The organism is Herbiconiux sp. SALV-R1, from assembly GCF_013113715.1.
Classification (GTDB): domain Bacteria; phylum Actinomycetota; class Actinomycetes; order Actinomycetales; family Microbacteriaceae; genus Herbiconiux.
Genome location: NZ_CP053344.1, coordinates 994,709 through 1,019,798 on the forward strand (window position 1 = coordinate 994,709; position 25,090 = coordinate 1,019,798).

27 protein-coding genes are annotated in these 25,090 nt (G+C 70.0%); 24 read left to right on the forward strand and 3 right to left on the reverse strand.

The features are described 5' to 3' along the window. Positions 1-4: 4 nt before the first annotated feature. From HL652_RS04920 to dapF, 4 genes are read left to right on the forward strand one after another with little or no spacing between them, the layout of a single operon-like run. On the forward strand, positions 5-784 hold the full coding sequence (locus HL652_RS04920; protein ID WP_171704258.1) for a regulatory protein RecX: 780 nt from the start codon (positions 5-7) through the stop codon (positions 782-784). Between the two features lie 39 nt (positions 785-823). Beyond that, on the forward strand, positions 824-2,440 hold the full coding sequence (gene miaB, locus HL652_RS04925; RefSeq protein WP_171704259.1) for a tRNA (N6-isopentenyl adenosine(37)-C2)-methylthiotransferase MiaB: 1,617 nt from the start codon (positions 824-826) through the stop codon (positions 2,438-2,440). A 3-nt stretch (positions 2,441-2,443) separates the two neighbouring features. Then, a complete protein-coding gene (miaA, locus tag HL652_RS04930) occupies positions 2,444-3,412 on the forward strand; it encodes a tRNA (adenosine(37)-N6)-dimethylallyltransferase MiaA (RefSeq protein WP_171704260.1) in 969 nt (322 codons plus the stop codon). Between the two features lie 9 nt (positions 3,413-3,421). Further along, positions 3,422-4,303 carry a diaminopimelate epimerase gene (gene dapF / locus HL652_RS04935; RefSeq protein WP_171704261.1) on the forward strand — a complete coding sequence of 294 codons (882 nt, stop codon included), beginning with the start codon at positions 3,422-3,424 and terminating at the stop codon, positions 4,301-4,303. 68 nt (positions 4,304-4,371) lie between these two features. Here dapF and HL652_RS04940 read toward each other — a convergent pair whose 3' ends face one another. Next, a complete protein-coding gene (locus tag HL652_RS04940; RefSeq protein ID WP_171704262.1) occupies positions 4,372-4,983 on the reverse strand; it encodes a class I SAM-dependent methyltransferase in 612 nt (203 codons plus the stop codon). Between the two features lie 40 nt (positions 4,984-5,023). Between HL652_RS04940 and hflX the strand changes: the two genes are divergently transcribed. Beyond that, positions 5,024-6,619, forward strand: a complete 1,596-nt coding sequence (gene hflX, locus HL652_RS04945) for a GTPase HflX (protein WP_171704263.1) — start codon at positions 5,024-5,026, stop codon at positions 6,617-6,619. A gap of 86 nt (positions 6,620-6,705) precedes the next feature. Here the strand turns inward: hflX and lexA are convergent, their stop codons facing one another. Then, the gene (gene lexA, locus HL652_RS04950) at positions 6,706-7,380 is read right to left on the reverse strand and encodes a transcriptional repressor LexA (protein ID WP_253743649.1); all 675 of its coding nucleotides are present in this window, start codon (positions 7,378-7,380) and stop codon (positions 6,706-6,708) included. A 235-nt stretch (positions 7,381-7,615) separates the two neighbouring features. Between lexA and HL652_RS04955 the strand changes: the two genes are divergently transcribed. The 6 genes from HL652_RS04955 to HL652_RS04980 all read left to right on the forward strand — a co-directional run bounded on the left by HL652_RS04955 (position 7,616) and on the right by HL652_RS04980 (position 12,113). After that, on the forward strand, positions 7,616-8,059 hold the full coding sequence (locus HL652_RS04955) for a LysM peptidoglycan-binding domain-containing protein (protein WP_171704265.1): 444 nt from the start codon (positions 7,616-7,618) through the stop codon (positions 8,057-8,059). An 87-nt stretch (positions 8,060-8,146) separates the two neighbouring features. Continuing rightward, entirely contained in the window at positions 8,147-9,244 is a 1,098-nt protein-coding gene (locus HL652_RS04960; protein WP_171704266.1) for a histidinol-phosphate transaminase, read from the forward strand. Positions 9,245-9,254: 10 nt separating this feature from the next. Beyond that, positions 9,255-9,860 carry an imidazoleglycerol-phosphate dehydratase HisB gene (gene hisB / locus HL652_RS04965; protein WP_171704267.1) on the forward strand — a complete coding sequence of 202 codons (606 nt, stop codon included), beginning with the start codon at positions 9,255-9,257 and terminating at the stop codon, positions 9,858-9,860. After that, entirely contained in the window at positions 9,857-10,492 is a 636-nt protein-coding gene (gene hisH, locus HL652_RS04970) for an imidazole glycerol phosphate synthase subunit HisH (RefSeq protein ID WP_171704268.1), read from the forward strand. Before hisB ends, hisH begins: the two co-directional genes overlap by 4 nt. Positions 10,493-10,603: 111 nt before the next feature. Continuing rightward, positions 10,604-11,350, forward strand: coding sequence for a bifunctional 1-(5-phosphoribosyl)-5-((5-phosphoribosylamino)methylideneamino)imidazole-4-carboxamide isomerase/phosphoribosylanthranilate isomerase PriA (priA, locus tag HL652_RS04975; protein ID WP_171704269.1), 747 nt, complete (start codon positions 10,604-10,606; stop codon positions 11,348-11,350). Next, on the forward strand, positions 11,334-12,113 hold the full coding sequence (locus tag HL652_RS04980; protein WP_171704270.1) for an SseB family protein: 780 nt from the start codon (positions 11,334-11,336) through the stop codon (positions 12,111-12,113). Before priA ends, HL652_RS04980 begins: the two co-directional genes overlap by 17 nt. On the opposite strand, the gene HL652_RS04985 is transcribed toward HL652_RS04980, so the two are convergent. After that, complete coding sequence (locus tag HL652_RS04985; protein ID WP_171704271.1) at positions 12,106-12,468, reverse strand: DUF1844 domain-containing protein; 363 nt, start codon at positions 12,466-12,468, stop codon at positions 12,106-12,108. The two genes, HL652_RS04980 and HL652_RS04985, sit on opposite strands and share 8 nt — an antisense overlap. A gap of 264 nt (positions 12,469-12,732) precedes the next feature. Here HL652_RS04985 and infC point away from each other — a divergent pair, with 264 nt between their 5' ends. From infC to argB, 13 genes are all read left to right on the forward strand, one after another. Next, entirely contained in the window at positions 12,733-13,371 is a 639-nt protein-coding gene (gene infC / locus HL652_RS04990) for a translation initiation factor IF-3 (RefSeq protein WP_171707188.1), read from the forward strand. Between the two features lie 57 nt (positions 13,372-13,428). Next, positions 13,429-13,623, forward strand: coding sequence for a 50S ribosomal protein L35 (gene rpmI / locus HL652_RS04995; protein ID WP_171704272.1), 195 nt, complete (start codon positions 13,429-13,431; stop codon positions 13,621-13,623). Between the two features lie 42 nt (positions 13,624-13,665). Beyond that, positions 13,666-14,052 carry a 50S ribosomal protein L20 gene (gene rplT / locus HL652_RS05000; protein WP_171704273.1) on the forward strand — a complete coding sequence of 129 codons (387 nt, stop codon included), beginning with the start codon at positions 13,666-13,668 and terminating at the stop codon, positions 14,050-14,052. Positions 14,053-14,092: 40 nt separating this feature from the next. Beyond that, positions 14,093-14,893, forward strand: coding sequence for a TrmH family RNA methyltransferase (locus HL652_RS05005; protein WP_171704274.1), 801 nt, complete (start codon positions 14,093-14,095; stop codon positions 14,891-14,893). An 82-nt stretch (positions 14,894-14,975) separates the two neighbouring features. Further along, on the forward strand, positions 14,976-15,767 hold the full coding sequence (locus tag HL652_RS05010; RefSeq protein WP_171704275.1) for an amino acid ABC transporter ATP-binding protein: 792 nt from the start codon (positions 14,976-14,978) through the stop codon (positions 15,765-15,767). 56 nt (positions 15,768-15,823) lie between these two features. Beyond that, positions 15,824-16,687: a glutamate ABC transporter substrate-binding protein gene (locus HL652_RS05015; RefSeq protein WP_171704276.1), complete on the forward strand. Its 864-nt coding sequence runs from the start codon at positions 15,824-15,826 to the stop codon at positions 16,685-16,687. Between the two features lie 31 nt (positions 16,688-16,718). After that, entirely contained in the window at positions 16,719-17,366 is a 648-nt protein-coding gene (locus HL652_RS05020) for an amino acid ABC transporter permease (RefSeq protein WP_171704277.1), read from the forward strand. Continuing rightward, positions 17,363-18,292, forward strand: a complete 930-nt coding sequence (locus HL652_RS05025) for an ABC transporter permease subunit (protein WP_171704278.1) — start codon at positions 17,363-17,365, stop codon at positions 18,290-18,292. Before HL652_RS05020 ends, HL652_RS05025 begins: the two co-directional genes overlap by 4 nt. 21 nt (positions 18,293-18,313) lie before the next feature. Then, positions 18,314-19,354: a phenylalanine--tRNA ligase subunit alpha gene (gene pheS, locus HL652_RS05030; protein ID WP_171704279.1), complete on the forward strand. Its 1,041-nt coding sequence runs from the start codon at positions 18,314-18,316 to the stop codon at positions 19,352-19,354. Positions 19,355-19,356: 2 nt separating this feature from the next. After that, positions 19,357-21,888: a phenylalanine--tRNA ligase subunit beta gene (pheT, locus tag HL652_RS05035; protein WP_171704280.1), complete on the forward strand. Its 2,532-nt coding sequence runs from the start codon at positions 19,357-19,359 to the stop codon at positions 21,886-21,888. Positions 21,889-21,959: 71 nt separating this feature from the next. Next, positions 21,960-23,006, forward strand: coding sequence for an N-acetyl-gamma-glutamyl-phosphate reductase (gene argC, locus HL652_RS05040; RefSeq protein WP_171704281.1), 1,047 nt, complete (start codon positions 21,960-21,962; stop codon positions 23,004-23,006). Next, positions 23,003-24,169, forward strand: coding sequence for a bifunctional glutamate N-acetyltransferase/amino-acid acetyltransferase ArgJ (gene argJ / locus HL652_RS05045; RefSeq protein ID WP_171704282.1), 1,167 nt, complete (start codon positions 23,003-23,005; stop codon positions 24,167-24,169). Before argC ends, argJ begins: the two co-directional genes overlap by 4 nt. Continuing rightward, the gene (gene argB, locus HL652_RS05050; RefSeq protein WP_171704283.1) at positions 24,169-25,086 is read left to right on the forward strand and encodes an acetylglutamate kinase; all 918 of its coding nucleotides are present in this window, start codon (positions 24,169-24,171) and stop codon (positions 25,084-25,086) included. Before argJ ends, argB begins: the two co-directional genes overlap by 1 nt. Positions 25,087-25,090 lie beyond the last annotated feature (4 nt).

Sequence of the window (25,090 nt, forward strand, 5' to 3'; positions counted from 1 at the left end):
TGCCATGAACGACGTCGTCAGCCTCGACTCGGTGCGCCGCCGCGGGCGGTCGCGCCCGTCGGCGCCCGAGTCGGGCGCTGACGGTGCGGGCACTCCTGAACCCGCCGAGTTCGCGCCCCGACGGGGCCGCGGCTCGCACCCCGCGGGCCGCGACGCCGTGACCGAGCGCACGGCCGAGTCGTGGGAGCCCGAGCGCACGGCCGAGTCGTCGGAGCCCGTCGACCTGCCGTTCCTCGCTCCCGCGCGCATGGCCGAACCCGTCGAGCTCCCGGTTCGTGTGGAGGTCTCCGACGAGGAGCGGCTCGAGCGCGTGAGCGACACCGTCGTGCGAGCGCTGGGGCGCCGTCAGCTCTCCTCGGCCGAGACCCACGACCTCCTCGTCGCCCAGGGCGCGACGGGGGAGGAGGCCGACGGCCTCGTCGCCCGGTACGAAGAGCTCGGTTATCTGAACGACTTCGCGTTGGCCGAGGCGCTCGTCGCCCGGCTGAGCGAACGCAGCCAGAAGAGCCGGGCCGTCATCGCCCGCGAGCTGCACGCCCGCAAGATCCCGTCGGAGTTCGTCGGGGTCGCGCTCGAGAACCTCGACGACGACCACGAGTTCGAGCTCGCCGTCGAAGCAGCGGTGAAGCGGGTCGGTCAGCTCTCGCGGTACGACGACGAGACGGTCGAGCGGCGCCTCAACGGCTTCCTCGCCCGCCGGGGCTTCAGTTCCGGCATCGTGCGCGAGGCCACGCGGCGCGCGATGGCGACGCGCAAGGCCACCAACCGGGTGCGGTTCCGCTGAGGCGAAAGCCGTCCGGCGGTTTCGTAGACTAGACGCACCATGAGCACAGTCAGCGAAGCACCGACGATCATCGCGGCGTCGAACGCGTCCCGCGACGCGTCGGGGCGCGCGCGCACCTACGAGGTGCGCACCTACGGCTGCCAGATGAACGTGCACGACTCCGAGCGGTTGAGCGGGTCTCTCGAGGCTGCGGGTTACGTCAAGGCCGAGGGCGTCGAACCCGATGTCGTCGTCATCAACACCTGCGCCGTGCGCGAGAACGCCGACAACAAGCTCTACGGCAACCTCGGTCATCTCGCCTCGGTGAAGCGCCGGCACGAGGGCATGCAGATCGCCGTCGGCGGGTGCCTCGCGCAGAAAGACAAGAACGTCATCCTCGACAAGGCCCCGTGGGTCGACGTGGTTTTTGGCACCCACAACATGGGCGCCCTGCCCAGCCTCCTCGAGCGGGCCCGTCACAACGACGAGGCGCAGATCGAGATCCTCGAGTCGCTCGAGACCTTCCCCTCCACTCTCCCCACCAAGCGCGATTCCACCTACAGCGGCTGGGTCTCCATCTCGGTGGGCTGCAACAACACCTGCACCTTCTGCATCGTGCCGGCGCTCCGCGGCAAGGAGAAAGACCGCCGTCCCGGCGAGATTCTCGCCGAACTCCAGTCGCTCGTCGACGACGGCGCTCTCGAGGTCACCCTGCTCGGCCAGAACGTCAACTCCTACGGCGTCGAGTTCGGCGACCGTCTCGCTTTCGGCAAGCTCCTCCGGGCCGCCGGTGAGATCGAGGGCCTGGAGCGCATCCGTTTCACCAGCCCGCACCCCGCGGCGTTCACCGACGACGTCATCGACGCGATGGCCGAGACCCCGTCGGTGATGCCGCAGCTGCACATGCCTCTGCAGTCGGGCTCCGACCGCATCCTGCGTGCCATGCGGCGCTCCTACCGCTCGGCCAAGTTCCTCGGCATCCTCGACCGCGTGCGGGCGAAGATCCCGAACGCCGCGATCAGCACCGACATCATCGTGGGGTTCCCCGGCGAGACCGAAGAAGACTTCCAAGAGACCCTCCGGGTGGTCGAGCAGGCCCGCTTCGCCTCGGCCTTCACCTTCCAGTACTCGATCCGCCCCGGCACCCCCGCGGCGACGATGCCCGACCAGGTGCCGCGCGAGGTGGTGCAGGAGCGCTACGACCGACTGGTCGCCCTGCAAGACCGCATCTCGCTCGAAGAGAACCAGAAGATCGTCGGGCGGCGCGTCGAGCTCGTCGTCGCGAACGGCGAGGGCCGCAAAGACGGCGAGACGAAGCGACTGAGCGGTCGGGCGGAAGACAGCAGGCTGGTGCACTTCGAGCTTCCCGAGGGTTCGGCGGCGCCGCGCCCCGGCGACGTCGTCTCGGTCACCGTCACGCAGGCGGCGCCCTACTACCTCATCGCCGACAGCGACGGCACCCCGCTCGAGGTGCGGCGCACCCGCGCGGGCGACGCCTGGGACAGGAGCGAGGCCGAGTCGTGCGCTGTGCCGGGCGCGTCGGGCTCGAATGCCGCCGAGGGTTCCGGGCCGGGGCGGGTCTCGCTCGGTCTGCCGGGCCTCCGCGTGGGCGCACCGTCGAGCCCGCGCGTCGCGACCGTGCCGATTTACAGCTCCACCGACGACCTGCGGAGCTGAGGGATGGCCCCGGGCGCGTCCGCCCCGGCAGCAGACGGGCCGGCGCGACTGATCGCCGTGGTCGGCGCCACCGGCACCGGCAAGTCGGAGCTCTCCCTCCGACTCGCGGAGCGCCTCACCGACCGCGGTGTCGCGGCCGAGGTGGTCAACGCCGACGCGATGCAGCTGTACCGGGGCATGGACATCGGCACCGCCAAGCTCGCACCGGCCGAACGCCGCGGGATTCCGCACCACCTCCTCGACGTGCTCGACGTCACCGCCGACGCCTCGGTCGCGGCCTACCAGCGCGAGGCGCGCGAGGCGATCGAGGCGATCCAGGCGCGCGGTGCCGTCGCCCTCCTGGTGGGCGGGTCGGGCCTCTACGTCTCCTCGGTCATCCACGACTTCCAGTTCCCCGCCCGAGACGCCGAGGTGCGGCGCCGGCTCGAGGCCGAACTCGACGCGACCGGCGCCCGTGCCCTCTACGACCGACTGAAGGCTCTCGACCCCGAGGCGGCGGTGTCGATCGGCCAGTTCAACGGCCGCCGCCTCGTGCGCGCGCTCGAGGTGGTCGAGCTCACCGGCGAACCGCTCAGCGGAACCCTGCCCGACGTGCCGGTGCCGTGGCGCCCCCTGGCGATCGTGCGGCTGGGCGTCGAACGCCAGGCCCTGGTGCCGCGCCTCGACGAACGGGTGGTGCAGATGTGGGAGCGTGGCCTGGTCGACGAGGTCGCCGCGCTCCTGCCGCGGGGCCTCCGCGACGGCACCACCGCATCCCGGGCCATCGGCTATGCGCAGGCACTCGCCGATCTCGACGGCACGATGACGCGCGCCGACGCCATCGCCGAGGCGCAGGCGCTCACCCGGCGTTACGCTCGCCGCCAGGTCAGTTGGTTCAAGCGCTATCCCGACGCCATCGACGCCGACGCCCTCGACGCGGCGAGCGTGACGGCAGCCGTCGACCGGGCTCTCGGCCTCGTCGCGTCACCCTAGACTGATTCCATGCCCGCCGATCTCCACTTCACCAAGGGCCAGGGGACTGGCAACGACTTCGTGCTCTTCACCGACGCCGACGGGGAGATCGACCTCCTCCCCACCCAGGTCGCCGCCATCTGCGACCGGCACTTCGGTGTCGGGGCCGACGGCGTGCTGCGCGCCGTGCGGTCGGCCAACCTTCCGGAGGGGGCCGCCGCACTGGCCGAAGACCCGGCGGCCGAGTGGTTCATGGACTACCGCAACGCCGACGGTTCCATCGCCGAGATGTGCGGCAACGGCATCCGTGTCTTCGCCCGCTACCTCCTCGACAACGGGCTCGCCGAGCTGGCGGCGGGGGAGACCCTCGTCATCGGCACGCGCGCCGGGGTGCGCGACGTGCAGCGCAGCAAGCTCGGCTTCCAGGTCGACCTCGGGCGCTGGCGGCTCGACGGCGGCGAACCGCTCGTGCGGGCCAAGAACCTGCAGGTGCCGCGGCCGGGCCTCGGCATCAACGTGGGCAACCCCCATGTGGTGGTCGCCCTCGCCGACGACGACGAGCTGGCCGAGGCCGATCTCACCTTCATCCCGCACGTCGAGCCCGTACCCGAAGACGGTGCGAACGTCGAGTTCGTGGTACCCAGCGAGCCGCTCGTGCGCGACGGTGTGGGCCACATCAGGATGCGCGTGCACGAACGCGGGAGCGGCGAGACCCTCTCCTGCGGCACGGGCGCGGCGGCGGCGGCACTGGCGACCCGCCACTGGGCCGGTGCGGGTGCGCCCGACCATTGGAGCGTCGCGGTGCCCGGTGGCGTCGTGGGCGTCCGCATGTTCCCCACCGAAGACGGCGAGCACGTCGCGCTCTCGGGGCCGGCCGAGCTGGTGTACGAGGGCGACCTGGCGATCGCCTAGCGTTCGCGCTCGCGTCTGCGTCTGCATCCGCCTTTCGGCTCGCAGGCGGTCGGGATGCTGCCGGCCGGTCAGCCGGCGTGGTTGCGCACCCGGAGCACGCGGTAGCCACGGTTCGTCGTCGTCCGCATCACCGACATGTCGGAGAACTCCGTGTCGAGCCAGCGCTGCAGCGAATCGGAGCCGAGGTTCTTCTGCACGACGAGCCACGCATCCGACCCCGTGTCGAGGCGTGGGAGCCAGGTCTGCAGCATGGAGTGGAGCTCGTTCTTGCCGACGCGGATGGGCGGGTTCGACCAGATCGTGGTGAACTTCAGCGAATCGGGAACATCTTCGGGCCGGACGGCGTTGACATGGTCGAGGCCTAACATGTGAGCATTCCGTCGAATCAGATCCAGAGCACGTTCGTTGACGTCGACCGCCCACACCGTGGCGTGCGGTGACTCGAGAGCGAGCGAGAGAGCGATCGGTCCCCACCCGCACCCGAGGTCGAGCAGATTCCCGCCCGGGGGAGGCGCCGGGACATTCGACAGGAGCACGCGGGTACCCGCGTCGAGCCGTTCGGGGCTGAACACACCCGAGGCCGTCTGAAGGCGGCGCGGGGCGCCGGCGAGTTCGACGGTGATCTCGCGGAGCGACAACTCTCCCGCCGGCTGCGCAGAGAAGTAGTGCTCGCCATCCATAGAGGGAATCTAGCAAACAAGGAGACTATTCTTGACTGCGATGTCAGACCACGACGCCGTCGACGACGGCACCCTGCGCGACGCGACGGGCGTCGGCGCCGCGCCGCGCGCATCCGCTCACGACGCCGACGGCTCGGCCGCGTCGGATGACGCGGTGTCGCGCATCCTCGCCTCGGCCGGCTCCCGGGCGAGCGCGTACTCGCTCTTCACCGAGGGCGCCGCGCAGGCGCTCCAACGCGCCGAGACCACCGCCGACAGCGGCTTCGACGGCGACCAGTTCGACCGCGACGACCGGCAGTCGCTGCGCCGCGTCGCCGGGCTCTCGACCGAGCTCGACGACGTCACCGAGGTGGAGTACCGGCAGCTCAGGCTCGAGAACGTCGTCATCATCGGCCTCTACTCGCAGGGCACGCTCGCCGACGCCGAGAACTCGCTGCACGAGCTCGCGGCCCTCGCCGAGACGGCGGGCGCCGTCGTGCTCGACGGCCTGCTGCAGCGCCGGCCGCACCCCGACCCCAGCACCTACTTCGGCAAGGGCAAGGCCGAGGAGCTGCGCGCCATCGTGCAGTCGCTCGGGGCCGACACCGTGATCGCCGACACCGAGCTCGCCCCGAGCCAGCGGCGTGCGCTCGAAGACGTGGTGAAGGTGAAGGTGATCGACCGCACGGCGGTGATCCTCGACATCTTCAGCCAGCACGCCAAGAGCCGCGAGGGCAAGGCCCAGGTCGAGCTCGCGCAGCTCGAGTACCTGCTGCCGAGGCTCCGCGGTTGGGGTGAGTCGATGTCGCGCCAGGCCGGTGGTCAGGTGGGTGGCGCGGGAGCCGGTATGGGGTCTCGTGGCCCCGGTGAGACGAAGATCGAGCTCGATCGGCGCCGCATCCACACCCGCATGGCGAAGCTGCGCCGGCAGATCGCCGCGATGAAGCCCGCGCGTGACGCGAAGCGCGCCAACCGGCGCCGCAACGCGGTGCCCAGCGTCGCCATTGCGGGGTACACCAACGCGGGCAAGTCGTCGCTGCTCAACCGCATCACGAGTGCGGGCGTGCTCGTCGAGAACGCGCTGTTCGCGACCCTCGACGCCACCGTGCGCAAGAACGCGACTACCGACGGGCGCCCCTACACGATCGCCGACACCGTCGGTTTCGTGCGGGCGCTCCCGCACCAGCTGGTCGAGGCGTTCCGTTCGACCCTCGAAGAGGTGCAGGACTCGGATGTGGTGGTGCACGTCGTCGACGCCTCGCACCCCGACCCGGCGGGCCAGATCGCGACCGTGCGCGACGTGATGGGTGAGGCGGGTGCCCGAGGCATCCCCGAGATCATCGCGTTCAACAAGAGCGACCTGGTCTCCGACGACGAGCGGCTGGTGCTGCGCGGGCTCGAGCCAAAGGCGGTGTTCGTCTCGGCGCGCACCGGGGAGGGCATTCCCGAGCTGCTCGCGCGCATCGACGAGCTCATCCCGCGGCCGAGCCTCGAGATGAACCTGCTGGTGCCCTACGACCGCGGCGATCTGGTGACCCTGCTGCACGAGCGCAACACCGTGCTGAGCACTGAGTACGGGGAGGCGGGCACGCACGTGCGCGCGCTCATCAACCCGGAGTTCGAGGAGCGCCTCGAGGAGTTCGCGATCGCCCGCTGAGCGGCGGTTTCACCCCTTGGTCGCGAAAAGTGCTCGAAAGCTTCGGCTTTCGAGCACTTTCTGCGACCAGCTCCCCGTGACGGGGGTCAGACCGCCCTGAGCACGGCGACCACCTTGCCGAGCACGACGGCGTGGTCGCCGAGGATGGGCTCGAAGTTCGAGTTGCGGGGGAGCAGCCAGGTGTGGCCGTCGCGCTGACGGAACACCTTCACCGTGGCCTCCTCGTCGAGCATCGCCGCGACGATGTCGCCGTTCTCGGCGGTGTGCTGCTGCCGCACCACCACCCAGTCGCCGTCGCAGATGGCGGCGTCGATCATCGACTCGCCGACGACCTTCAGCATGAACAGGTCGCCGTTGCCGACGAGCTGACGGGGGAGGGGGAACACCTCGTCGACCTGCTGCTCCGCCGTGATCGGGATGCCCGCGGCGATGCGGCCCACCAGCGGCACGAGGGTGGCGTCGCCCACGGGCGGAGCCGAATCGGCATCGGGTGCGGGCACCTCGTCGATGCCGGGCACGTCGATGAGCACCTCCATCGCGCGCGGTCGGTTGGGGTCGCGGCGCAGGTAGCCGCTCAGCTCGAGCTGGTTGAGCTGGTGGGTGACGCTGGAGAGGGAGGACAGGCCCACGGCGTCGCCGATCTCGCGCATGCTCGGCGGGTAGCCCCTGGCCGAGACCGAGCGCTGGATGACGTCGAGGATGGCGAGCTGCTTGTCGCTGAGGCTCTTGCGCCGCCTGGTGCGTGCCGGGTCGATGGCCACGGTGTCCTGCCTTCTCGAGGGTTCCGACATCCGATGTCGGTGGCTGGTGATTGAGTTCACCTGTCGATCGAAACTGTATCCGAGAACTGCTCGAATACATATCTATGTTCGAGTGTGTCGCAGCATTCGGTCATCGATTTCGACTTGACGAAACCATTATTCGAATATAGATTCGGAACACAACTTCGCACCGGCGCTCCCGGCCGAGCGCCGGTGCGAACCCTCAGGAGGAATCATGAGCATCGCAGCACCTGTGACGGCTTCTCTTCGCACCACCATCCCCGCCGCCACCCGCACCAGCGCGACCAGCACCGTCGCTACCGGCACTGCCACCACCAGCACTGTCGCCGCCGGCACTGCCGTCACGCCGAAGTTGCGCATCACCGCCCGCGGCCGCCGCGTCCTGGCGGCCCTCGTGGCCGTTCCCGTCATCACCGTGCTCGCGGTGGTGGCGCTCATGAGCGGTGGCTCCGCCATCGCCACCGGTGCAGGCTCCTCGGCCGACTTCGAGTACGTCACCGTCGCCGGCGGGCAGAGCCTGTGGGGCATCGCCGAGTCGCTCGCCCCCGAGGCCGACCCTCGCGACGTCATCGCCGAGATCATGAGCCTCAACCAGCTGAGCTCCTCCTCGGTGCAGCCCGGCCAGCGCATCGCCATCCCGGCCGACCTCGCCGACTGATCGGCGGGCTCGGCACGGTCGCTGGGCCCGACCGCTCGGGGCGGGGGCCAGGCGATCGGGTCGCCGCGACTCGATAGAATCGTTGGAGTGACCACCCTCGACGAACTCCCCATCCGAGACGACCTGCGCGGTAGGGAGCCCTACGGCGCCCCGCATCTGCACCTCCCGGTCGAGCTGAACGTCAACGAAAACACTCACCCCATTCCCGAAGACGTCGCTCGCGACATCATCGAGTCGATCGCCCGCGAGCTGCTCCAGGTGAACCGCTATCCCGACCGCGAGTTCACCGCACTTCGTGACTCGCTCGCCGCGTACCTCGGTCACGGCCTCGGCCGCGACAACATCTGGGCCGCGAACGGCTCCAACGAGGTGCTGCAGCAGATCCTCATGGCATTCGGCGGGCCGGGCCGTTCCGTGCTGGGGTTCCCTCCCACCTACTCGATGCACTCGATCATCGCGCACGGCACCGGCACCGAGTGGATCGCCGGCGAACGCGACACCGACTTCCAGATCTCGCCGCAGACCGCCGTCGAGTGGGTCGAGCGCACCAAGCCCGACCTCGTCTTCTTCTGCGCGCCCAACAACCCCACCGGCACCGCACTCGACCTCGACACCATCGCCGCGGCCTACGACGCTACTGACGGGATGGTCGTCGTCGACGAGGCCTACGCCGAGTTCATGCCCGCCGACCGGCCGAGCGCCCTCACCCTCCTCGAGGGCCGACCGCGCCTGATCGTGTCGCGCACGATGAGCAAGGCCTTCGCCTTCGCGGGCGCGCGCCTCGGCTACCTCGCCGCCGACCCCGCAGTCACCGACGCCATCCGTCTGGTGCGGCTGCCCTACCACCTGTCGGCGCTCACGCAGGCCGCCGCGGTCGCCGCGCTCGACCACGCCCCCGAGATGCTGGCGATGGTCGACGACATCAAGGCGCAGCGCGACCGCATCGTCACCGAACTCACCGAGCTCGGCTACCACCCGTGGCCGAGCGCCGCGAACTTCGTGCTGTTCGGCGGCGTCGACGACCCCGAGGCGCTGTTCGAGGCGCTGCTCGCCCGGGGCATCATCATCCGCAACCTCAGCATCCCGGGCCACCTCCGGGTGAGCGCGGGCACCGCCGCCGAGACCACGGCGTTCCTCGAGGCCATGCGCGAGCTGACCCCCGCCCCCACCGACCCCGCTCGATAGGATTCTCGACATGACCGCACCCCGCACCGCCCGTCTCGAGCGCGAGACGAGCGAGTCGAGCATCGAGCTCTCGCTCGACCTCGACGGCACCGGAGTCTCCGACATCCAGACCTCGGTGCCGTTCTACGACCACCTGCTCACCGCCTTCGCGAAGCACTCGCTCACCGACCTCACCGTGCGGGCCAAGGGCGACATCGAGATCGACGTCCATCACACCGTCGAGGACATCGGCATCGTGCTCGGTCAGGCCATCCGCCAGGCGCTCGGCGACAAGTCGGGCATCTCGCGCTTCGGCGACGCCCTGGTTCCCCTCGACGAGGCGCTCGTGCAGGCCGTCGTCGACATCTCGGGGCGCCCCTACCTCGTGCACACGGGGGAGCCCGCCGGGTTCGAGTTCCACCTCATCGGCGGTCACTTCACCGGATCGATGGTGCGCCACGTCTTCGAGGCCATCACCTTCAACGCGGGCCTCACCGTTCACGTCACCGTGCTCGGCGGGCGCGACCCGCACCACATCGCCGAGGCCGAGTTCAAGGCCTTCGCCCGCGCCTTCCGTCAGGCCAAGGCGCTCGACCCGCTGGTGAGCGGCATCCCGTCGACCAAGGGTGCGCTGTGAAGCGCCCGAACGTCGTGCTGCTCGACTACGGCAGCGGCAACATCCACTCCGCGGCGAAGGCGCTCGAGCGCGCCGGAGCCGACGTCACCGTCACCGGAGACCGCCTCGCCGCCCTCGAGGCCGACGGCCTGCTCGTACCCGGCGTCGGAGCGTTCAGCGCCGTGATGGATCAGCTCACCGCCGTGCGCGGCGGCGAGGTCATCGACAAGCGCCTCGCCGGCGGCCGCCCGGTTCTCGGCATCTGCGTAGGCATGCAGGTGATGTTCTCCGACAGCAACGAGCGCGGCGTCGAGGCCGAGGGCCTCGGCGAGTGGCCCGGCACGGTCGAACTGCTCGACGCCGAGGTGGTGCCGCACATGGGCTGGAACACCGTCGAGCCCCCCGCGGGCACGGTGCTCTTCGACGGCATCGAAGACGAGCGCTTCTACTTCGTGCACTCCTACGCGGCCCAGAACTGGGAGCTCACCCCCGACAAGACGCACCGGCCCCCGCTGGTCACCTGGGCCGAGCACGGAGCGAAGTTCGTGGCCGCGGTGGAGAACGGCCCGCTCTCGGCAACGCAGTTCCACCCCGAGAAGTCGGGCGACGCCGGCATCCGCCTGCTCTCCAACTGGCTCGGCACGCTCGACTGAGTTCCGAACCCGCCGCGTGGCCGGTAGCCGGCCCCGTTTCGACGTGGCCGCCCCGAGTCGCTACTATCGCGGGGGGCCGCCGCCCGCATCCGCACGATCGAGGAACCAACAATGAGTGAGTTCAACAAGGCACCCGGTCTGGTGCTGCTGCCCGCCGTCGACGTCGCCGACGGGAAGGCCGTGAGGCTCACGCAGGGCAAGGCGGGCACCGAGACCCACCACGGCGACCCGGTCGACGCCGCCGCCGACTGGATCTCGCAGGGCGCCGAGTGGATCCACCTCGTCGACCTCGACGCCGCCTTCGGGCGCGGCAGCAACCTCGGCGTCATCAAGAAGGTCATCCGCCAGGCGAAGGGCGTCAACGTTGAGGTCTCGGGCGGCATCCGCGACGACGAGAGCCTCGAGACCGCGCTCGAGTCGGGTGCGAAGCGCATCAACCTCGGCACTGCGGCGCTCGAGAACCCCGAGTGGGCGGCCCACGTCATCGCCCAGTACGGCGAGGCCATCGCCGTGGGCCTCGACGTGCGCGGCACCACCCTCGCCGCCCGCGGTTGGACGCAGGACGGCGGCGACCTCTGGCAGGTCATGGACCGCCTCGAAGAAGCCGGATGCGCGCGCTACGTCGTCACCGACGTCACCAAAGACGGCACCCTGAAGGGCCCGAACGTCGAGCTGCTCCGCCAGGTGATGGAGCGCACCTCGCGCCCCGTCATCGCCTCGGGCGGTATCTCGAGCCTCGACGACATCGCCGAACTGCGCGCCCTCGTGCCGCTCGGCCTCGAAGGCGCCATCGTCGGCCGGGCCCTGTACTCGGGTGCCTTCACCCTGGCCGAGGCGCTGGATGTCGCATCCGACTGACCCGCACCTCGCCGACTCGGCGGGGCAGCCGTGGAAGGGCAGGCACTTCGCCGCCCACGACACCTCGCACGACACCGACGACGGCACGGCGCCGCCCGCCCTGCATGCCGCGCTGACCTCCTTCGCGAGCGGTGAAGCTGGCCAGGAGCAGGTCGTCGACGCGTTGCGCGACGCACGCCTGCTGGTGCCCCTCGTGGCCCACGCGGGCGACGAAGGGCTGACGGATGCGGGGCTCCGCGTCGACAAGACCCAGGAGCTCTCCCTCGTCACCGTCGCCGGCCCCGACGGGCGCACGGTGCTCCCCGCGTTCACCTCGGTGGAGGCGTTGTCGCGCTGGAACCCGCAGGCGCGGCCGATCCCCGTCGACGCGCGCCGGGTCGCCCTGGCCGCTGCCGCCGAAGGCACGGAGATCGTCGTCATCGACCCCGCCTCGCCGACCGAGTTCGCGCTCCGTCGACCCATGGTGTGGGCGCTCGCGCAGGGCGAGCCGTGGGCGCCCGCGGTCGACGATCCCGCCGTCACCGACGCCTTCGAGCTGTCGATCGCCGCGGAGGAGGCGGTGGCGGGCCTGCGGCTGGTCTCCGGCGACCCTTCCGCCCGGCTCGTCGGCGCGGAGATCGTCGTGGTGCTCGCGCTCGTGCCGGGTCTCGATCAGGATGCGCTGGGTGCGCTCCTGGGGCGGTTGCAGCAGCGCTGGAGCGAGCATCCGCTCATCGCCGACCGGGTCGACTCGCTTTCCGTGAAGCTGACCGCCGTCAGCTGACCGGCCCGGTGAGCTTCTCGCCCGGGCCCTGGCCGATCGGGTCGGGGATGATCGACGCCTCGCGGAACGCCAGCTGGAGCGAGCGCAGGCCGTCGCGGAGGCTCCTGGCGTGCTGGTCGCCGATCTCGGGCGCCGAGGCGGTGACGAGGCCGGCGAGGGCGATGATGAGCTTGCGCGCCTCGTCGAGGTCGATCTGGTTCTCGGGGTCGTCGGCGAGCCCGCACTTCACCGCGGCGGCGCTCATGAGGTGCACGGCGGTGGTGGTGATGACCTCGACCGCGGAGACCTCGGCGATGTCGCGCACGGCGTCGCTCGGCGCGTCGTCGTGGTCGTAGGGGGAGGTGATGTCGCTCATCGCGAGAAGTCCTAACTACTTCGGCCCAGTCTCTGCTAGACTCTTCGAGGCTCTGAGGCCATTGGTCTCAGTATGAAAGTGGAGAATCTCCCACCCGCGCATACCGCCTCAACAGGTTACCGGGTCGATTGCACTCCCTGTGTTGATGGTTCGCCCTTCGGGCGACACGATGAACGCAGAGTCAGGGTGTGTGGTGCCGCGTGAAGGTTGCGTGTGCACGGGGGAGCTCCGTTTTCGTCAACACACGAAACTAAGGAGCAACGCATCAGCGATCCCCGTACCAACGACCGTATCCGAGTTCCCGAGGTCCGCCTCGTGGGCCCGGGCGGCGAGCAGGTCGGCGTCGTCAGCATCGACGTCGCACTCCGTCTTGCCCAGGAGGCAGACCTCGACCTCGTCGAGGTCGCACCGAACTCCAAGCCCCCGGTCGCCAAGATCATGGACTACGGAAAGTTCAAGTACGAAGCCGCGCAGAAGGCGAAAGAAGCGCGTCGCAACCAGGCCAACACGATCCTCAAAGAGGTTCGCTTCCGCCTCAAGATCGACGTGCACGACTACGAGACCAAGCGCAAGCGTGCCGAGGGCTTCCTCAAGGCCGGCGACAAGGTCAAGGCGATGATCCTCTTCCGCGGTCGCGAGCAGTCGCGCCCCGAGCAGGGCGTGCGCCTGCTCCAGCGCTTCGCCGAAGACGTCGCCGAGTTCGGCACCGTCGAGTCGAACCCCACGATCGACGGCCGCAACATGGTGATGGTCATCGGTCCGCTGAAGAACAAGTCCGAGGCGAAGGCCGAGCAGAACGCTCGCCGCGACGCCTCCAAGGCCCGCAACCACGGCGGCGACGCCGAGGCGGCCAGCACGAACTCCGACCAGGCGCCGGCCACCCCCGCCGCCTCGGCCGAGTAGGAATCCACCCCGGCCGTCCCGGCCGCGGAAAGCCCGAACAACACGAGGAGAACCACGATGCCCAAGCAGAAGACCCATTCCGGGTCCAAGAAGCGTTTCAAGGTCACCGGCAGCGGCAAGATCATGAAGCAGCAGGCCGGAATGCGCCACAACCTGGAGGTCAAGGCCCCTGGGCGCAAGGCTCGCCTGAACCACGACCAACTGCTCTCGAAGGCAGACACCAAGGTCGCCAAGAAGCTTCTCGGCCTGTAATCACACTGCAGCAGCCGACCGAGACCTAGAAGGACAAGAACAATGGCAAGAGTGAAGAGGGCCGTCAACGCCCACAAGAAGCGTCGGGTCATCCTCGAGCGCGCCGAGGGCTACCGCGGCCAGCGGTCGCGCCTGTACCGCAAGGCGAAGGAGCAGGTCACCCACTCCCTCGTCTACTCCTACCGCGACCGCCGTGCCCGCAAGGGCGACTTCCGTCGCCTCTGGATCCAGCGCATCAACGCCGCCTCGCGTCAGAACGGCCTCACCTACAACCGCCTCATCCAGGGTCTCGCCCTGGCCGGCATCGAGGTCGACCGCCGCATCCTGGCCGAGCTTGCCGTGAACGAGCCCGCCACCTTCGCCGCCCTGGTGCAGAGCGCGAAGGCCGCCCTTCCCGCCGACACCTCGGCGCCGAAGACCGCTGCGTAGTCGCGACACCGCATCGACACAACAGAAGAGAGAGCGCCACATGCTGGACAATCCGCGATCACCTCGGGTTAGGGCTGTGGCGAAACTCGCCAAGAAGGGAGCCCGGTCTGAGACCGGGCTCTTTCTCTTGGAGGGGCCGCAGGCGGTGGGGGAGGCCCTCACCTACAGCCCCGAGCTGATCGTCGAGCTCTACGCCACCCCCACGGCGCTCGAGCGGTACGGAGACATCGCTCAGAAGGCCGCCGCGGCCTCGCTCGATGTCGACTTCGTCACCGAGCAGGTGCTCGACACCATGGCCGACACCGTCACCCCTCAGGGCTTCGTGGCGGTGTGCCGGCAGTTCCCCACGGCGGTGAAGGAGATCTTCGCCGCCCGGCCTCGACTCATCGCCGTCCTCGAAGAGGTGCGCGACCCCGGCAACGCCGGAACCATCATCAGGGCGGCGGATGCGGCGGGGGCCGACGCGGTCATCCTCACCGGCCGCTCGGTCGACCTCTACAACCCGAAGGTCGTGCGCTCCACGACCGGTTCGCTGTTCCACCTCCCCGTGGCCGTCGACGCCACCCTCGCCGACGTGCTCGACCGTGCTCGCGAGGCCGGACTGCAGGTGCTTGCCGCCGACATCAAGGGCGACGACCTGCTCGACGTGCGCACCGCCGGGCTCCTCTCCGCGCCCACCGCGTGGCTGTTCGGCAACGAGGCGCGGGGCCTCGACGACGACGACCTGCGCCAGGCCGATCGTGCCGTGTCGCTGCCCATCTACGGGCAGGCCGAGTCGCTCAATCTCGCCACCGCGGCCTCGGTGTGCCTCTACGAGAGCGCCTTCGCCCACCGCTCCTGAACGTTTCGAGGATGTTTCGGTTCAGTCACGGAACTCTTTGACGAATTGCGGCCCCCCGTTGGGGTGTGGTTGGGTGAAGGCCATGGATGAGCCGATCACCCCCGTTCGAGGGGCGACGACCGGTCGCGGCGACGATGCCGCACCGCTGGTCGTCATCGACCACGTCGACAAGCACTTCGGGGAGCTGCACGTGCTCCGCGACATCACCACCTCGGTCGCCCGGGGCGAGGTGGTCGTGGTCATCGGCCCCTCGGGGTCGGGCAAGTCGACCTTCTGCCGGGCGATCAACCGCCTCGAGACGATCGACTCCGGCACCATCACCATCGACGGCAAAGTGCTGCCGAGCGAGGGCCGCGCCCTGGCCGGCCTCCGAGCCGACGTGGGCATGGTGTTCCAGTCGTTCAACCTGTTCGCGCACAAGACCGTGCTCGAGAACGTCACGCTCGCCCCGATGAAGGTGCGCAAGATCTCGCGCAAGGAGGCCGAGAAGCGCGCCATGGAGCTGCTCGAGCGGGTGGGGGTCGCGAACCAGGCGCAGAAACTGCCCGCCCAGCTCTCGGGCGGCCAGCAGCAGCGCGTGGCGATCGCCCGGTCGCTCGCCATGAACCCCAAGCTCATCCTGCTCGACGAGCCCACCAGTGCGCTCGACCCCGAGATGATCAACGAGGTGCTCGACGTGATGGTCGGCCTCGCCCGCGACGGCATGACGATGATCGTCGTCACCCACGAGATGGGCTTCGCCCGCAAGGCCGCCGATCGGGTCATCTTCATGGCCGACGGCCGCATCGAGGAAGAAGCGTCCCCCGAGGAGTTCTTCACGAACCCGCAGTCGCCGCGGGCGAAGGACTTCCTCTCCAAGATCCTCGCCCACTAGGCGGGTACCACCCGGCGCACACGAGCGCCGGGGCACAGCACAGAGAGGTACGACTGATGAGGCACAAGAAGCTATCGTTTCTCGCGATCGCCGCGGTGACCGCCGTGGCACTGTCTGGATGCGCGGGGGGCTCGGGCGACACGGCCGAGCCCGAGGTGGAGGCAGCACCCACCTTCGCTGCAGGCTCCACGATGCAGACGCTCGCCGACGCCGGCAAGATCACCATCGGCACGAAGTTCGATCAGCCCCTGTTCGGGCTCGTCGGCCCCGACGGCACCCCGGAGGGCTTCGACGTCGAGATCGGCAAGATCATCGCCGGCAAGCTCGGCATCGCCCCCGAGAACATCGAGTGGGTCGAGACCGTCTCGGCCAACCGCGAGCCGTTCATCCAGAACGGCGAGGTCGACCTGGTGGTGGCGACGTACACCATCAACGACAAGCGCAAAGAGGTCATCTCGTTCGCCGGGCCGTACTACATGGCCGGCCAGAGCATCCTCACCCTCGCCGACGACGACACCATCGAGAGCGAAGACGACCTCGTCGGCAAGCCGGTGTGCTCGGTCACGGGTTCCACCCCGGCGGCGAACCTCGAGGCGCTCGGCGCTCAGGTGGTGCTCACCGACACCTACACGAACTGCCTCGAGCCGCTGCGCACGGGCCAGGTGGTCGCGGTGTCGACCGACAACGTCATCCTCGCCGGCCTCGCCGCGCAGAACGAGGGCGAGTTCAAGGTGGTGGGCGAGCCCTTCACCGACGAGCCCTACGGCATCGGCCTCGCCAAAGACGACACCGACTTCCGGAACTTCATCAACGACACCCTCGAGGAGTCGTACGAAGACGGCAGCTACGAGGCGGCCTGGGACGGAACGGCAGGCACGGTGCTGCCGTTCGTCGAGCCCCCGGCAGTCGACCGCTACTGAGGCGATGACGGATGAGTGAAGCGAGGCCCGAGTGAACGTCGTCATCGACAATCTGCCGCTGTATCTCGAGGGATTCGGCCAGACCTTGTCGTTGCTGCTGCTCTCGGGCCTCGCGGCACTCGTCGTGGGCACCATCGTGGCGGTGATGCGCATCTCGCCGATCCCCACGCTGTCGGGGTTCGCGGCGGTCTACACCGAGCTGCTGCGCAACACCCCGCTCACGCTGGTGCTGTTCTTCTGCGCGATCATCCTTCCCTACCTGGGGTCGGAGCTGCCGTACTTCTGGTGCGCCGTCATCGGCCTCACGGCCTACACCTCCCCGTTCGTCGCCGAGGCGCTCCGCTCGGGCGTGAACGGCGTGCCGATCGGTCAGGCCGAGGCGGCGCGGAGCCTCGGGCTCGGCTTCGGGCAGACGGTCACCATCGTCATCTTCCCGCAGGCGTTCCGCATGGTCATCCCGCCGCTCATCAACGTCATGATCGCGCTCACCAAGAACACCTCGGTGGCCGGCGCCTTCTTCGTGGCCGAGCTGTTCGGGGTGGGCCGCACGCTCGCCAACGCCAACGGCAACGCGGTGGTCGCGGTGCTGCTCGCGGTCGCCACCTTCTACCTCCTCATCACCATCCCGCTCGGCATCCTCGCCGGGCGGCTCGAGAAGAGATTCGCGGTGCAGCGATGAGCGCCTCCGTCCTGTTCGACGCCCCCGGGCCGAAGGCCCGCCGGCGCTCCCTCATCGCCTCGATCGTGGTGCTCGTGGTGCTCGTCGCCGCGCTCGCCTGGGGTCTGTTCACCCTGGCGCAGCCGCGCGAGTCGGGCGGCATCACGCTCCCCGGCTTCTTCGACGCCTCCCGCTGGGAGCCGCTCATCACCGACCCCGAGTTCTGGGGCGCTGTGGGCCGCGGTCTCCTCAACACGCTGCAGGCGGCCGCGATCGCCGCCGTGATGGCGCTCGTGGTGGGCGTGCTGTTCGTGCTGCTGCGCACCTCGTCGCTCGCCGTGGTGCGCATCCCGGCCACCGTCGTGCTCGAGTTCTTCCGTGGCATGCCCGTGCTGCTGCTCATGCTGTTCATCCTGCTGGTGGGCTCGACCGGGGCGTTCTGGGCCGTGGTGCTCGGCCTCGGCCTCTACAACGGCGCCATCATCGGAGAGGCGCTCCGGGCCGGCATCGCGTCGTTGCCGCGGGGTCAGCGAGAGGCTGGCCTCAGCGTCGGGCTCACCGCCCTGCAGACGCGGATGCTCATCGAGTTCCCGCAGGCGTTCCGGCAGATGCTCCCCATCGTGCTCGCCCAGCTCATCGTGCTGCTCAAAGACACCAGCCTCGGCTACATCGTCGGCTACAACGAGCTCATCCGCACCACGATGAACAACCTCGGCAGCTACTACGGCAACCGCTTCCTGTTCACCCTGTTCGTCATCACGCTCATCATCTACCTCGCGGTGAACCTCACGCTCTCGGCCCTCACCCGCCGCTTCGCCAGACGGCGACTGCGGAGGGCCGGTCGCGTCGGCGGAGTGACCCCCAACGTCATCCCGACCGAGGGCGGCGGTGCGGTGAACGCCAGCCTGGTCACGACCGTCGACCCGGCTGACCGCACCACGGAGTAGCACCCCGTAAACTTGTGACTCGTGTCTGAACCCATCGCCATCACCGAGCAGGCGGTGAGCGACGCGGTCGACGCGGCGCTCGCAGCCCTCGAGACCGCCACCGATTCCGCGACACTGCGCCGCGTGCGCTCCGAGCACACCGGCGAGAGCTCGCCGCTCGCCGCGTTCAACGCCGCCATCAAGTCGCTGCCCGGCGACCAGAAGGCCGCCGCCGGCAAGCTCGTCGGTCAGGCCAGGGCCCGTGTGAACCAGGCGGTCGCCGCCCGCGAGCTCGAGGTCGTCGCCCTCGAGGAGACCGGGCGGCTCGCCGAGGAGGCGGTCGACGTCACCGCCGTGCCGAGCCGGCGCCGCATCGGGGCACGCCATCCGCTCTCCCTCCTGAACGACCGCATCGCCGACATCTTCGTGGGCATGGGGTGGGAGGTCGCCGAGGGCCCCGAGGTCGAGAGCGAGTGGTTCAACTTCGACGCCCTGAACTTCGACGCCGACCACCCGGCGCGCGCCATGCAGGACACCTTCTTCATCGACCCGCCCGAGTCGCACCTCGTGCTGCGCACGCACACCAGCCCGGTGCAGGTGCGGAGCCTGCTCGAGCGCGAGCTGCCGGTCTACGTCATCGCTCCCGGCCGCGTATACCGCACCGACGAGCTCGACGCCACGCACACTCCCGTGTTCAGCCAGGTCGAGGGCATCGCCATCGACAAGGGCCTCACCATGGCGCACCTGCGCGGCACCCTCGAGCACTTCGCGCGCCAGATGTTCGGCGACGGCGCGAAGATCCGCCTGCGCCCGAACTACTTCCCGTTCACCGAGCCGAGCGCCGAGATGGACGTCTGGCAGCCGAACGCCAAGGGCGGCGCGCGCTGGGTGGAGTGGGGCGGCTGCGGCATGGTCAACCCGAACGTGCTGCGCGCAGCGGGCATCGACCCCGACGAGTACTCCGGTTTCGCGTTCGGCATGGGCATCGAGCGCACCCTTCAGTTCCGCAACGACCTCAACGACATGCGCGACATGGTCGAGGGCGACGTGCGGTTCTCCCAGCAGTTCGGAATGGTGGTCTAGTCATGCGTGTACCGATCAGCTGGCTCGCAGAGTACGTCGACGTCCCCGCCGACGCGTCGATCGCCGACATCCACGCGGCGCTCGTGAAGGTGGGGCTCGAGGAGGAGGGATCGCACAGCTTCGACATCACCGGTCCGGTCGTCGTCGGCCAGGTGCTCTCCTTCGAGGAGGAGCCGCAGTCCAACGGCAAGACCATCCGCTGGTGCCAGGTGCGGGTGGCCCCCGAGGGGAAGCTCGCCGCCGACGGCGGAGCCGACGTGCGCGGCATCGTCTGCGGCGCCTCGAACTTCTTCGAGGGCGACAAGGTCGTGGTGACCCTCCCGGGCGCCGTGCTGCCGGGCGGCTTCGCCATCGCCGCGCGCAAGACCTACGGGCACGTCTCCGACGGCATGATCGCCTCGGCACGCGAGCTCGGTCTCGGCGACGACCACGACGGCATCCTGCGGCTGACCACCCTCGGCCTCGACCCCGAGGTGGGCACCGACGCGCTCGCGCTGCTCTCGCTCGACGACTCGGCGGTCGAGGTCAACGTCACGCCCGACCGCGGCTACGCCTTCTCCATCCGCGGCATCGCCCGCGAGTACGCGCACTCCACCGGCGCGAGCTTCCGCGACCCCGTCGAGCGGGTCACCCCCGTAGCCGCCTCGGGTTTCCCGGTGGCCATCCACGACGAGGCGCCCATCCGCGGTCGCGTCGGCGCCACCGTCTTCGTCACCCGCACCGTGCGGGGAATCGACCCCTCGGTGAAGTCGCCCGCCTGGCTCGTCTCCCGGCTGAAGCTCGCCGGCATCCGTTCCATCTCGCTCGTGGTCGACATCACGAACTACGTCATGCTCGAGTTCGGGCAGCCCATCCACGGCTACGACCTGGATGCGCTGCAGGGCGGCATCGTCGTGCGTCGCGCCACCGAGGGGGAGACTCTCGAGACCCTCGACGGGGTCACCCGCACGCTCGACCCCGAAGACCTGCTCATCACCGACGACCGCGGGCCCATCGGGCTCGCCGGCGTGATGGGCGGCGCCTCCACCGAGATCGGCGACGGCACGGTCAACGTGCTCATCGAGGCGGCGAACTTCGACCCGGTCTCGATCGCGCGCACCTCGAGGCGGCACAAGCTGCCGAGCGAGGCCTCGCGTCGCTTCGAGCGCGGTGTCGACCCGAAGGTCGCCCAGCCCGCCGCGGCCCGCGTGGTCGAGCTGCTCGAGACGCTCGCCGGGGGCACCGCCGACGGCCTCGGTTCGGTGCACCACGAGCACGCCGAGCCCGGCTCGATCATGCTCCCGTTCGGCTTCGTGCAACGGCTCGTCGGTGTCGACTTCACGCCGGACGACATCGCCCGCTCGCTCGCCGAGATCGGCTCCGCGGTCGAGGAGAACTCGGGTGGCTTCGAGGTGACGCCGCCGAGCTGGCGCCCCGACCTCACCGACAAGGCCTCGCTCGCCGAAGAGGTGGCGCGCATCGTCGGCTACGACCGCATCCCGTCGATCCTCCCGGTCGCCCCGCCCGGTCGTGGGCTCACGGCCTCGCAGGTCACGAGGCGCCGCACCGCCGACGTGCTCGCCGCCGGCGGGCTGGTCGAGGTGCTCGCCTACCCCTTCCTGAGCGCCGAGCAGAACGCGCGCTTCGGCAGCCCCGACGAGGTCGAGGTCCCCGCCATCCGCGTGGCGAACCCGCTCGACAGCGAGGCGGCGCTCTTGCGCACCTCGCTTATCCCCGGGCTCGTCGACATCGCGCGCCGCAACCTCTCGCGCGGCCTCACCGATCTCGCGCTGTTCGAGATCGGCCTGGTGTTCCTCCCCGAGGCGGGCCGGCGGTACGGTCAAGACCAGCTGCCCGTCGGCGCCGCGCTTCCCGACGCCGCCCAGCTCGGCGAGCTGCACGACGGCATCCCCCCGCAGCCGCGTCACGTGGCAGCGCTCGTGCTGGGCAACTCGGTCGACAAGCAGCCGGGTCAGCCGGCCGTGCCCGCGGGCATCGCCGACGTGCTCGACGTGGTGCGCCTGCTCGAGTCGGCGCTCGCCGTGTCGCTGCGCATCGCGCCCGGCACGCACAAGTCGCTGCACCCGGGCCGCACGGCGGAGCTGTTCGTGCAGACCGCGGCGGGGGAGCAGAGCATCGGCTTCGCCGGTGAGCTCCTCCCCGCGCTCACGAAGGAGCTCGACCTGCCCCGCGTGGTGGGCGTGCTCGAGCTCGACCTCGACGCGGTCATCGCCGCCGCCGGAACCGGCGTCGACGTGGCGCCGATCAGCGGCTACCCCGCGGCGACGCAAGACCTCTCGCTCGTCGTGCCCGTCGCCACGGTGGCGGGCGAGGTGCAGCGCGCGGTCGAGGAGGGCGCCGGGGAGCTGCTCGAGAGCATCCGTCTCGTCGACGACTACCGCGGCCAGGGCCTGCCCGAGAACTCGAAGTCGCTCACCTTCGCCCTGCGCTTCCGCGCTCCCGACCGAACCCTCACCGCGGCCGAGGCCTCCGAGGCCAAGCTCGCCGGCGCGGCGCGCGCGGCCGAGCTGTTCTCGGCGACGGTCAGGGAGTAGTTCCGCAGCGAGGCCGCGGGAGCACACCGCCCGCGGCACTCGCCGCCGGGCCTGAGCGATAGATTGGGAAGATGGTCTACACAGTCGCCATCGCCGGAGCCAGCGGATACGCCGGCGGCGAGATCCTCCGCCTGCTCGCCGCGCATCCGGAGCTCGAGGTGCGCACGGTCACGGCGAACAAGAACGCCGGTCAGCGACTCATCGACCTGCAGCCGCACCTGCGCAGCTACGCCGACCTGGTGCTGCAGGAGACCAACGCCGAGACGCTGAGGGGCCACGACGTGGTCTTCCTCGCCCTCCCGCACGGTCACTCCGGCGCCCTCGCCGAGGAGCTCGGCGACGCGAGCATCGTCGTCGACTGCGGCGCCGACCACCGGTTGACCAGCGGCGAAGCGTGGGAGCGCTTCTACAAGTCGGAGTACCACGGCTCGTGGCCGTACGGCCTCCCCGAGCTGGTGCTCGCCGACGGCGGCAAGCAGCGCGAGAAGCTCGCGGGTGTGAACCGCATCGCCGTCCCCGGCTGCAACGTCACCGCGGTGAGCCTGGGCCTCGCCCCCGGCCTCCGCGCCGGGGTCATCCAGCCTGTCGACCTCGTCGCGGTGCTGGCGGTCGGCCCCTCGGGCGCGGGCAAGACCCTGCGCACCGATCTGCTGGCCAGCGAGCTGCTCGGCTCGGCGCACGCCTACGGTGTCGGGGGAGTGCACCGCCACGTGCCCGAGATCGTGCAGAACCTCTCGGGCGCGGCCGGCGAGAAGGTGACCGTCTCGTTCACGCCCGTGCTGGTGCCGATGTCGCGCGGTATCCTCGCCACCTCCACCGCCCGGCTGCAGCCCGGGGTGAGCGCCGCCGACGTGCGCTCGGCCTGGGAGCTCGCCTACGCCGACGAGCCGTTCGTGCACCTGATGCCCGAGGGCACCTTCCCCCGGGTCGCCGACACGACGGGCGCGAACACCGCCCTCGTGGGCATCGCGGTCGACGAGGAGGCGGAGCGCGTCGTCACGGTGACCGCCCTGGACAACCTCGTCAAGGGCACCGCAGGCGCCGCCATCCAGTCCACCAACCTCGCGCTCGGCCTCCCCGAGCAGCTCGGCCTCCCCGTGAACGGAGTCGCACCGTGAGTGTCACCCACCCCGCCGGTTTCCGCGCCTCGGGCGTCGTCGCCGGCCTCAAGTCGACGGGTGCACGCGACCTGGCGCTCGTCGTCAACGACGGCCCCCGCACGTCGGCGGCGGCGGTGTTCACCTCGAACCGCGCCAAGGCCAACCCGGTGCTGTGGTCGGAGAAGGCCGTGCTCGACGGCCGTATCGACGCCGTCATCCTGAACTCCGGCGGCGCCAACTGCTTCACCGGCGCCTTCGGCTTCCAGACCACCCACGCCACCGCCGAGGCCGTCGCCGAGGCGCTCGGCATCTCGGCCGCCGACGTGCTGGTCTGCTCCACCGGCCTCATCGGCGTGGGCGATCAGACCTTCCGCGACGCCATCCTCGACAACGTCGCCCCCGCGGTCGCCGCCCTCTCGGGCGAGCGCGACGGGGGAGCGGATGCGGCACTCGCCATCATGACCACCGACTCGAAGCCGAAGGAGTCGACGATCGACTCGCCCGCCGGCTGGTCGATCGGCGGCATGGCGAAGGGGGCCGGGATGCTCGCGCCCGGCCTCGCCACCATGCTCGTCGTCATCACCACCGACGCCGACCTCGACCCGGCGACTCTCGACCGGGCGCTCCGCGCCGCCACCCGTGTCACCTTCGATCGCGTCGACTCCGACGGCTGCATGTCGACCAACGACACCGTCACCCTGATGGCCTCCGGAGCATCCGGGGTCGCCGCCGACGAGGCGGAGTTCACCACGGCGCTCACCGCGCTGTGCCTCGACCTCGCCACGCAGCTGCAGCGCGACGCCGAGGGCGCGAGCCACGACATCGCCATCGAGGTGGTGAACGCCGCGAGCGAGGACGACGCCGTTGTGGTGGGCCGCGCGGTCTCGCGCAGCAACCTGCTGAAGGCGGCGATCTTCGGCAACGACCCGAACTGGGGCCGTGTGCTCGCCGCGCTCGGCACCACCGACGCGGTGTTCGACCCCTACCGCATCGACGTCTCGATGAACGGCGTCATGGTCTGCCGCGAGGGCGAACCCGGTGACGACCGCGAACTGGTCGACCTCACCCCGCGTGCCACGAGCATCCTCATCGACCTCAAGTCGGGCGACGCCACGGCCACGATCTACACCAACGACCTCACGCACGACTACGTGCACGAGAACAGCGCGTACGCCAGCTGATGCCCGAGTACACCGCACCCACCGCCGCCGACGCGCAGCTCGCGCACGTCAAGGCGAACACCCTCATCGAGTCGCTGCCGTGGCTGAAGCGCTTCCACGGGCAGATCATCGTGGTGAAGTTCGGCGGCAACGCCATGGTCGACCCCGAGCTGCAGCGCACCTTCGCCGAAGACATCGTGTACCTGCGCTACGCCGGCATCCGCCCGGTGGTCGTGCACGGCGGCGGCCCGCAGATCTCCCGGATGCTCGATCGGCTCGGCATCCAGAGCGAGTTCCGGGGCGGCTACCGGGTCACCAGTCCCGAAGCCATGGACGTGGTGCGCATGGTGCTCACCGGCCAGATCAGCCGCGACATCGTGAGCCACATCAACGAGCACGGGCCGCTCGCTGCAGCCCTTTCCGGAGAAGACGCCGGACTCTTCGAGGGGCGCAAGCGCGGCGTCGAGATCGACGGCGAACTCGTCGACCTCGGTCTCGTCGGCGACGTCGTGGGAGTGAACCCGGAAGGCGTCATGGCGCAGCTCGAGGCCGGCCGCATCCCGGTCGTCTCCTCCATCGCCCCCGACATCGACCAGCCCGGTCAGGTGTTGAACGTGAACGCGGATGCTGCGGCAGCCGCGCTCGCGGTGGCCCTCGACGCCGCGAAGCTCGTCATCCTCACCGACGTCGCCGGCCTCTACAGCGACTGGCCGAACCGCGACTCGCTCGTCTCCGTCATCGACAGCGAGGAGCTCCGGGCGATGCTCCCCTCGCTCGAGTCGGGGATGATCCCGAAGATGTCGGCCTGTCTCGAGGCGGTCGACGGGGGAGTGGCCAAGGCCGCCATCATCGACGGCCGCGAGCCGCACTCCATCCTCCTCGAGGTCTTCACCCAGGGCGGCGTCGGCACGGAGGTCGTGCCGGCTGCCGACCGCTGAACCG

Excerpts from the sequence above, each read along its gene's own strand:
- miaB (WP_171704259.1), top strand. The coding sequence starts at position 824 with ATGAGCACAGTCAGCGAAGCACCGACGATCATCGCGGCGTCGAACGCG.
- argB (WP_171704283.1), top strand. The coding sequence starts at position 24,169 with ATGCCCGAGTACACCGCACCCACCGCCGCCGACGCGCAGCTCGCGCAC.
- argC (WP_171704281.1), top strand. The coding sequence starts at position 21,960 with ATGGTCTACACAGTCGCCATCGCCGGAGCCAGCGGATACGCCGGCGGC.
- HL652_RS05010 (WP_171704275.1), top strand. The coding sequence starts at position 14,976 with ATGGATGAGCCGATCACCCCCGTTCGAGGGGCGACGACCGGTCGCGGC.
- HL652_RS04985 (WP_171704271.1), bottom strand. The coding sequence starts at position 12,468 with ATGAGCGACATCACCTCCCCCTACGACCACGACGACGCGCCGAGCGAC.
- priA (WP_171704269.1), top strand. The coding sequence starts at position 10,604 with ATGAGTGAGTTCAACAAGGCACCCGGTCTGGTGCTGCTGCCCGCCGTC.
- rpmI (WP_171704272.1), top strand. The coding sequence starts at position 13,429 with ATGCCCAAGCAGAAGACCCATTCCGGGTCCAAGAAGCGTTTCAAGGTC.
- HL652_RS04955 (WP_171704265.1), top strand. The coding sequence starts at position 7,616 with ATGAGCATCGCAGCACCTGTGACGGCTTCTCTTCGCACCACCATCCCC.
- HL652_RS04940 (WP_171704262.1), bottom strand. The coding sequence starts at position 4,983 with ATGGATGGCGAGCACTACTTCTCTGCGCAGCCGGCGGGAGAGTTGTCG.
- rplT (WP_171704273.1), top strand. The coding sequence starts at position 13,666 with ATGGCAAGAGTGAAGAGGGCCGTCAACGCCCACAAGAAGCGTCGGGTC.
- dapF (WP_171704261.1), top strand. The coding sequence starts at position 3,422 with ATGCCCGCCGATCTCCACTTCACCAAGGGCCAGGGGACTGGCAACGAC.
- pheT (WP_171704280.1), top strand. The coding sequence starts at position 19,357 with ATGCGTGTACCGATCAGCTGGCTCGCAGAGTACGTCGACGTCCCCGCC.
- miaA (WP_171704260.1), top strand. The coding sequence starts at position 2,444 with ATGGCCCCGGGCGCGTCCGCCCCGGCAGCAGACGGGCCGGCGCGACTG.
- HL652_RS04980 (WP_171704270.1), top strand. The coding sequence starts at position 11,334 with ATGTCGCATCCGACTGACCCGCACCTCGCCGACTCGGCGGGGCAGCCG.
- HL652_RS05025 (WP_171704278.1), top strand. The coding sequence starts at position 17,363 with ATGAGCGCCTCCGTCCTGTTCGACGCCCCCGGGCCGAAGGCCCGCCGG.
- HL652_RS05005 (WP_171704274.1), top strand. The coding sequence starts at position 14,093 with ATGCTGGACAATCCGCGATCACCTCGGGTTAGGGCTGTGGCGAAACTC.
- HL652_RS04920 (WP_171704258.1), top strand. The coding sequence starts at position 5 with ATGAACGACGTCGTCAGCCTCGACTCGGTGCGCCGCCGCGGGCGGTCG.
- hflX (WP_171704263.1), top strand. The coding sequence starts at position 5,024 with ATGTCAGACCACGACGCCGTCGACGACGGCACCCTGCGCGACGCGACG.
- hisB (WP_171704267.1), top strand. The coding sequence starts at position 9,255 with ATGACCGCACCCCGCACCGCCCGTCTCGAGCGCGAGACGAGCGAGTCG.
- HL652_RS05015 (WP_171704276.1), top strand. The coding sequence starts at position 15,824 with ATGAGGCACAAGAAGCTATCGTTTCTCGCGATCGCCGCGGTGACCGCC.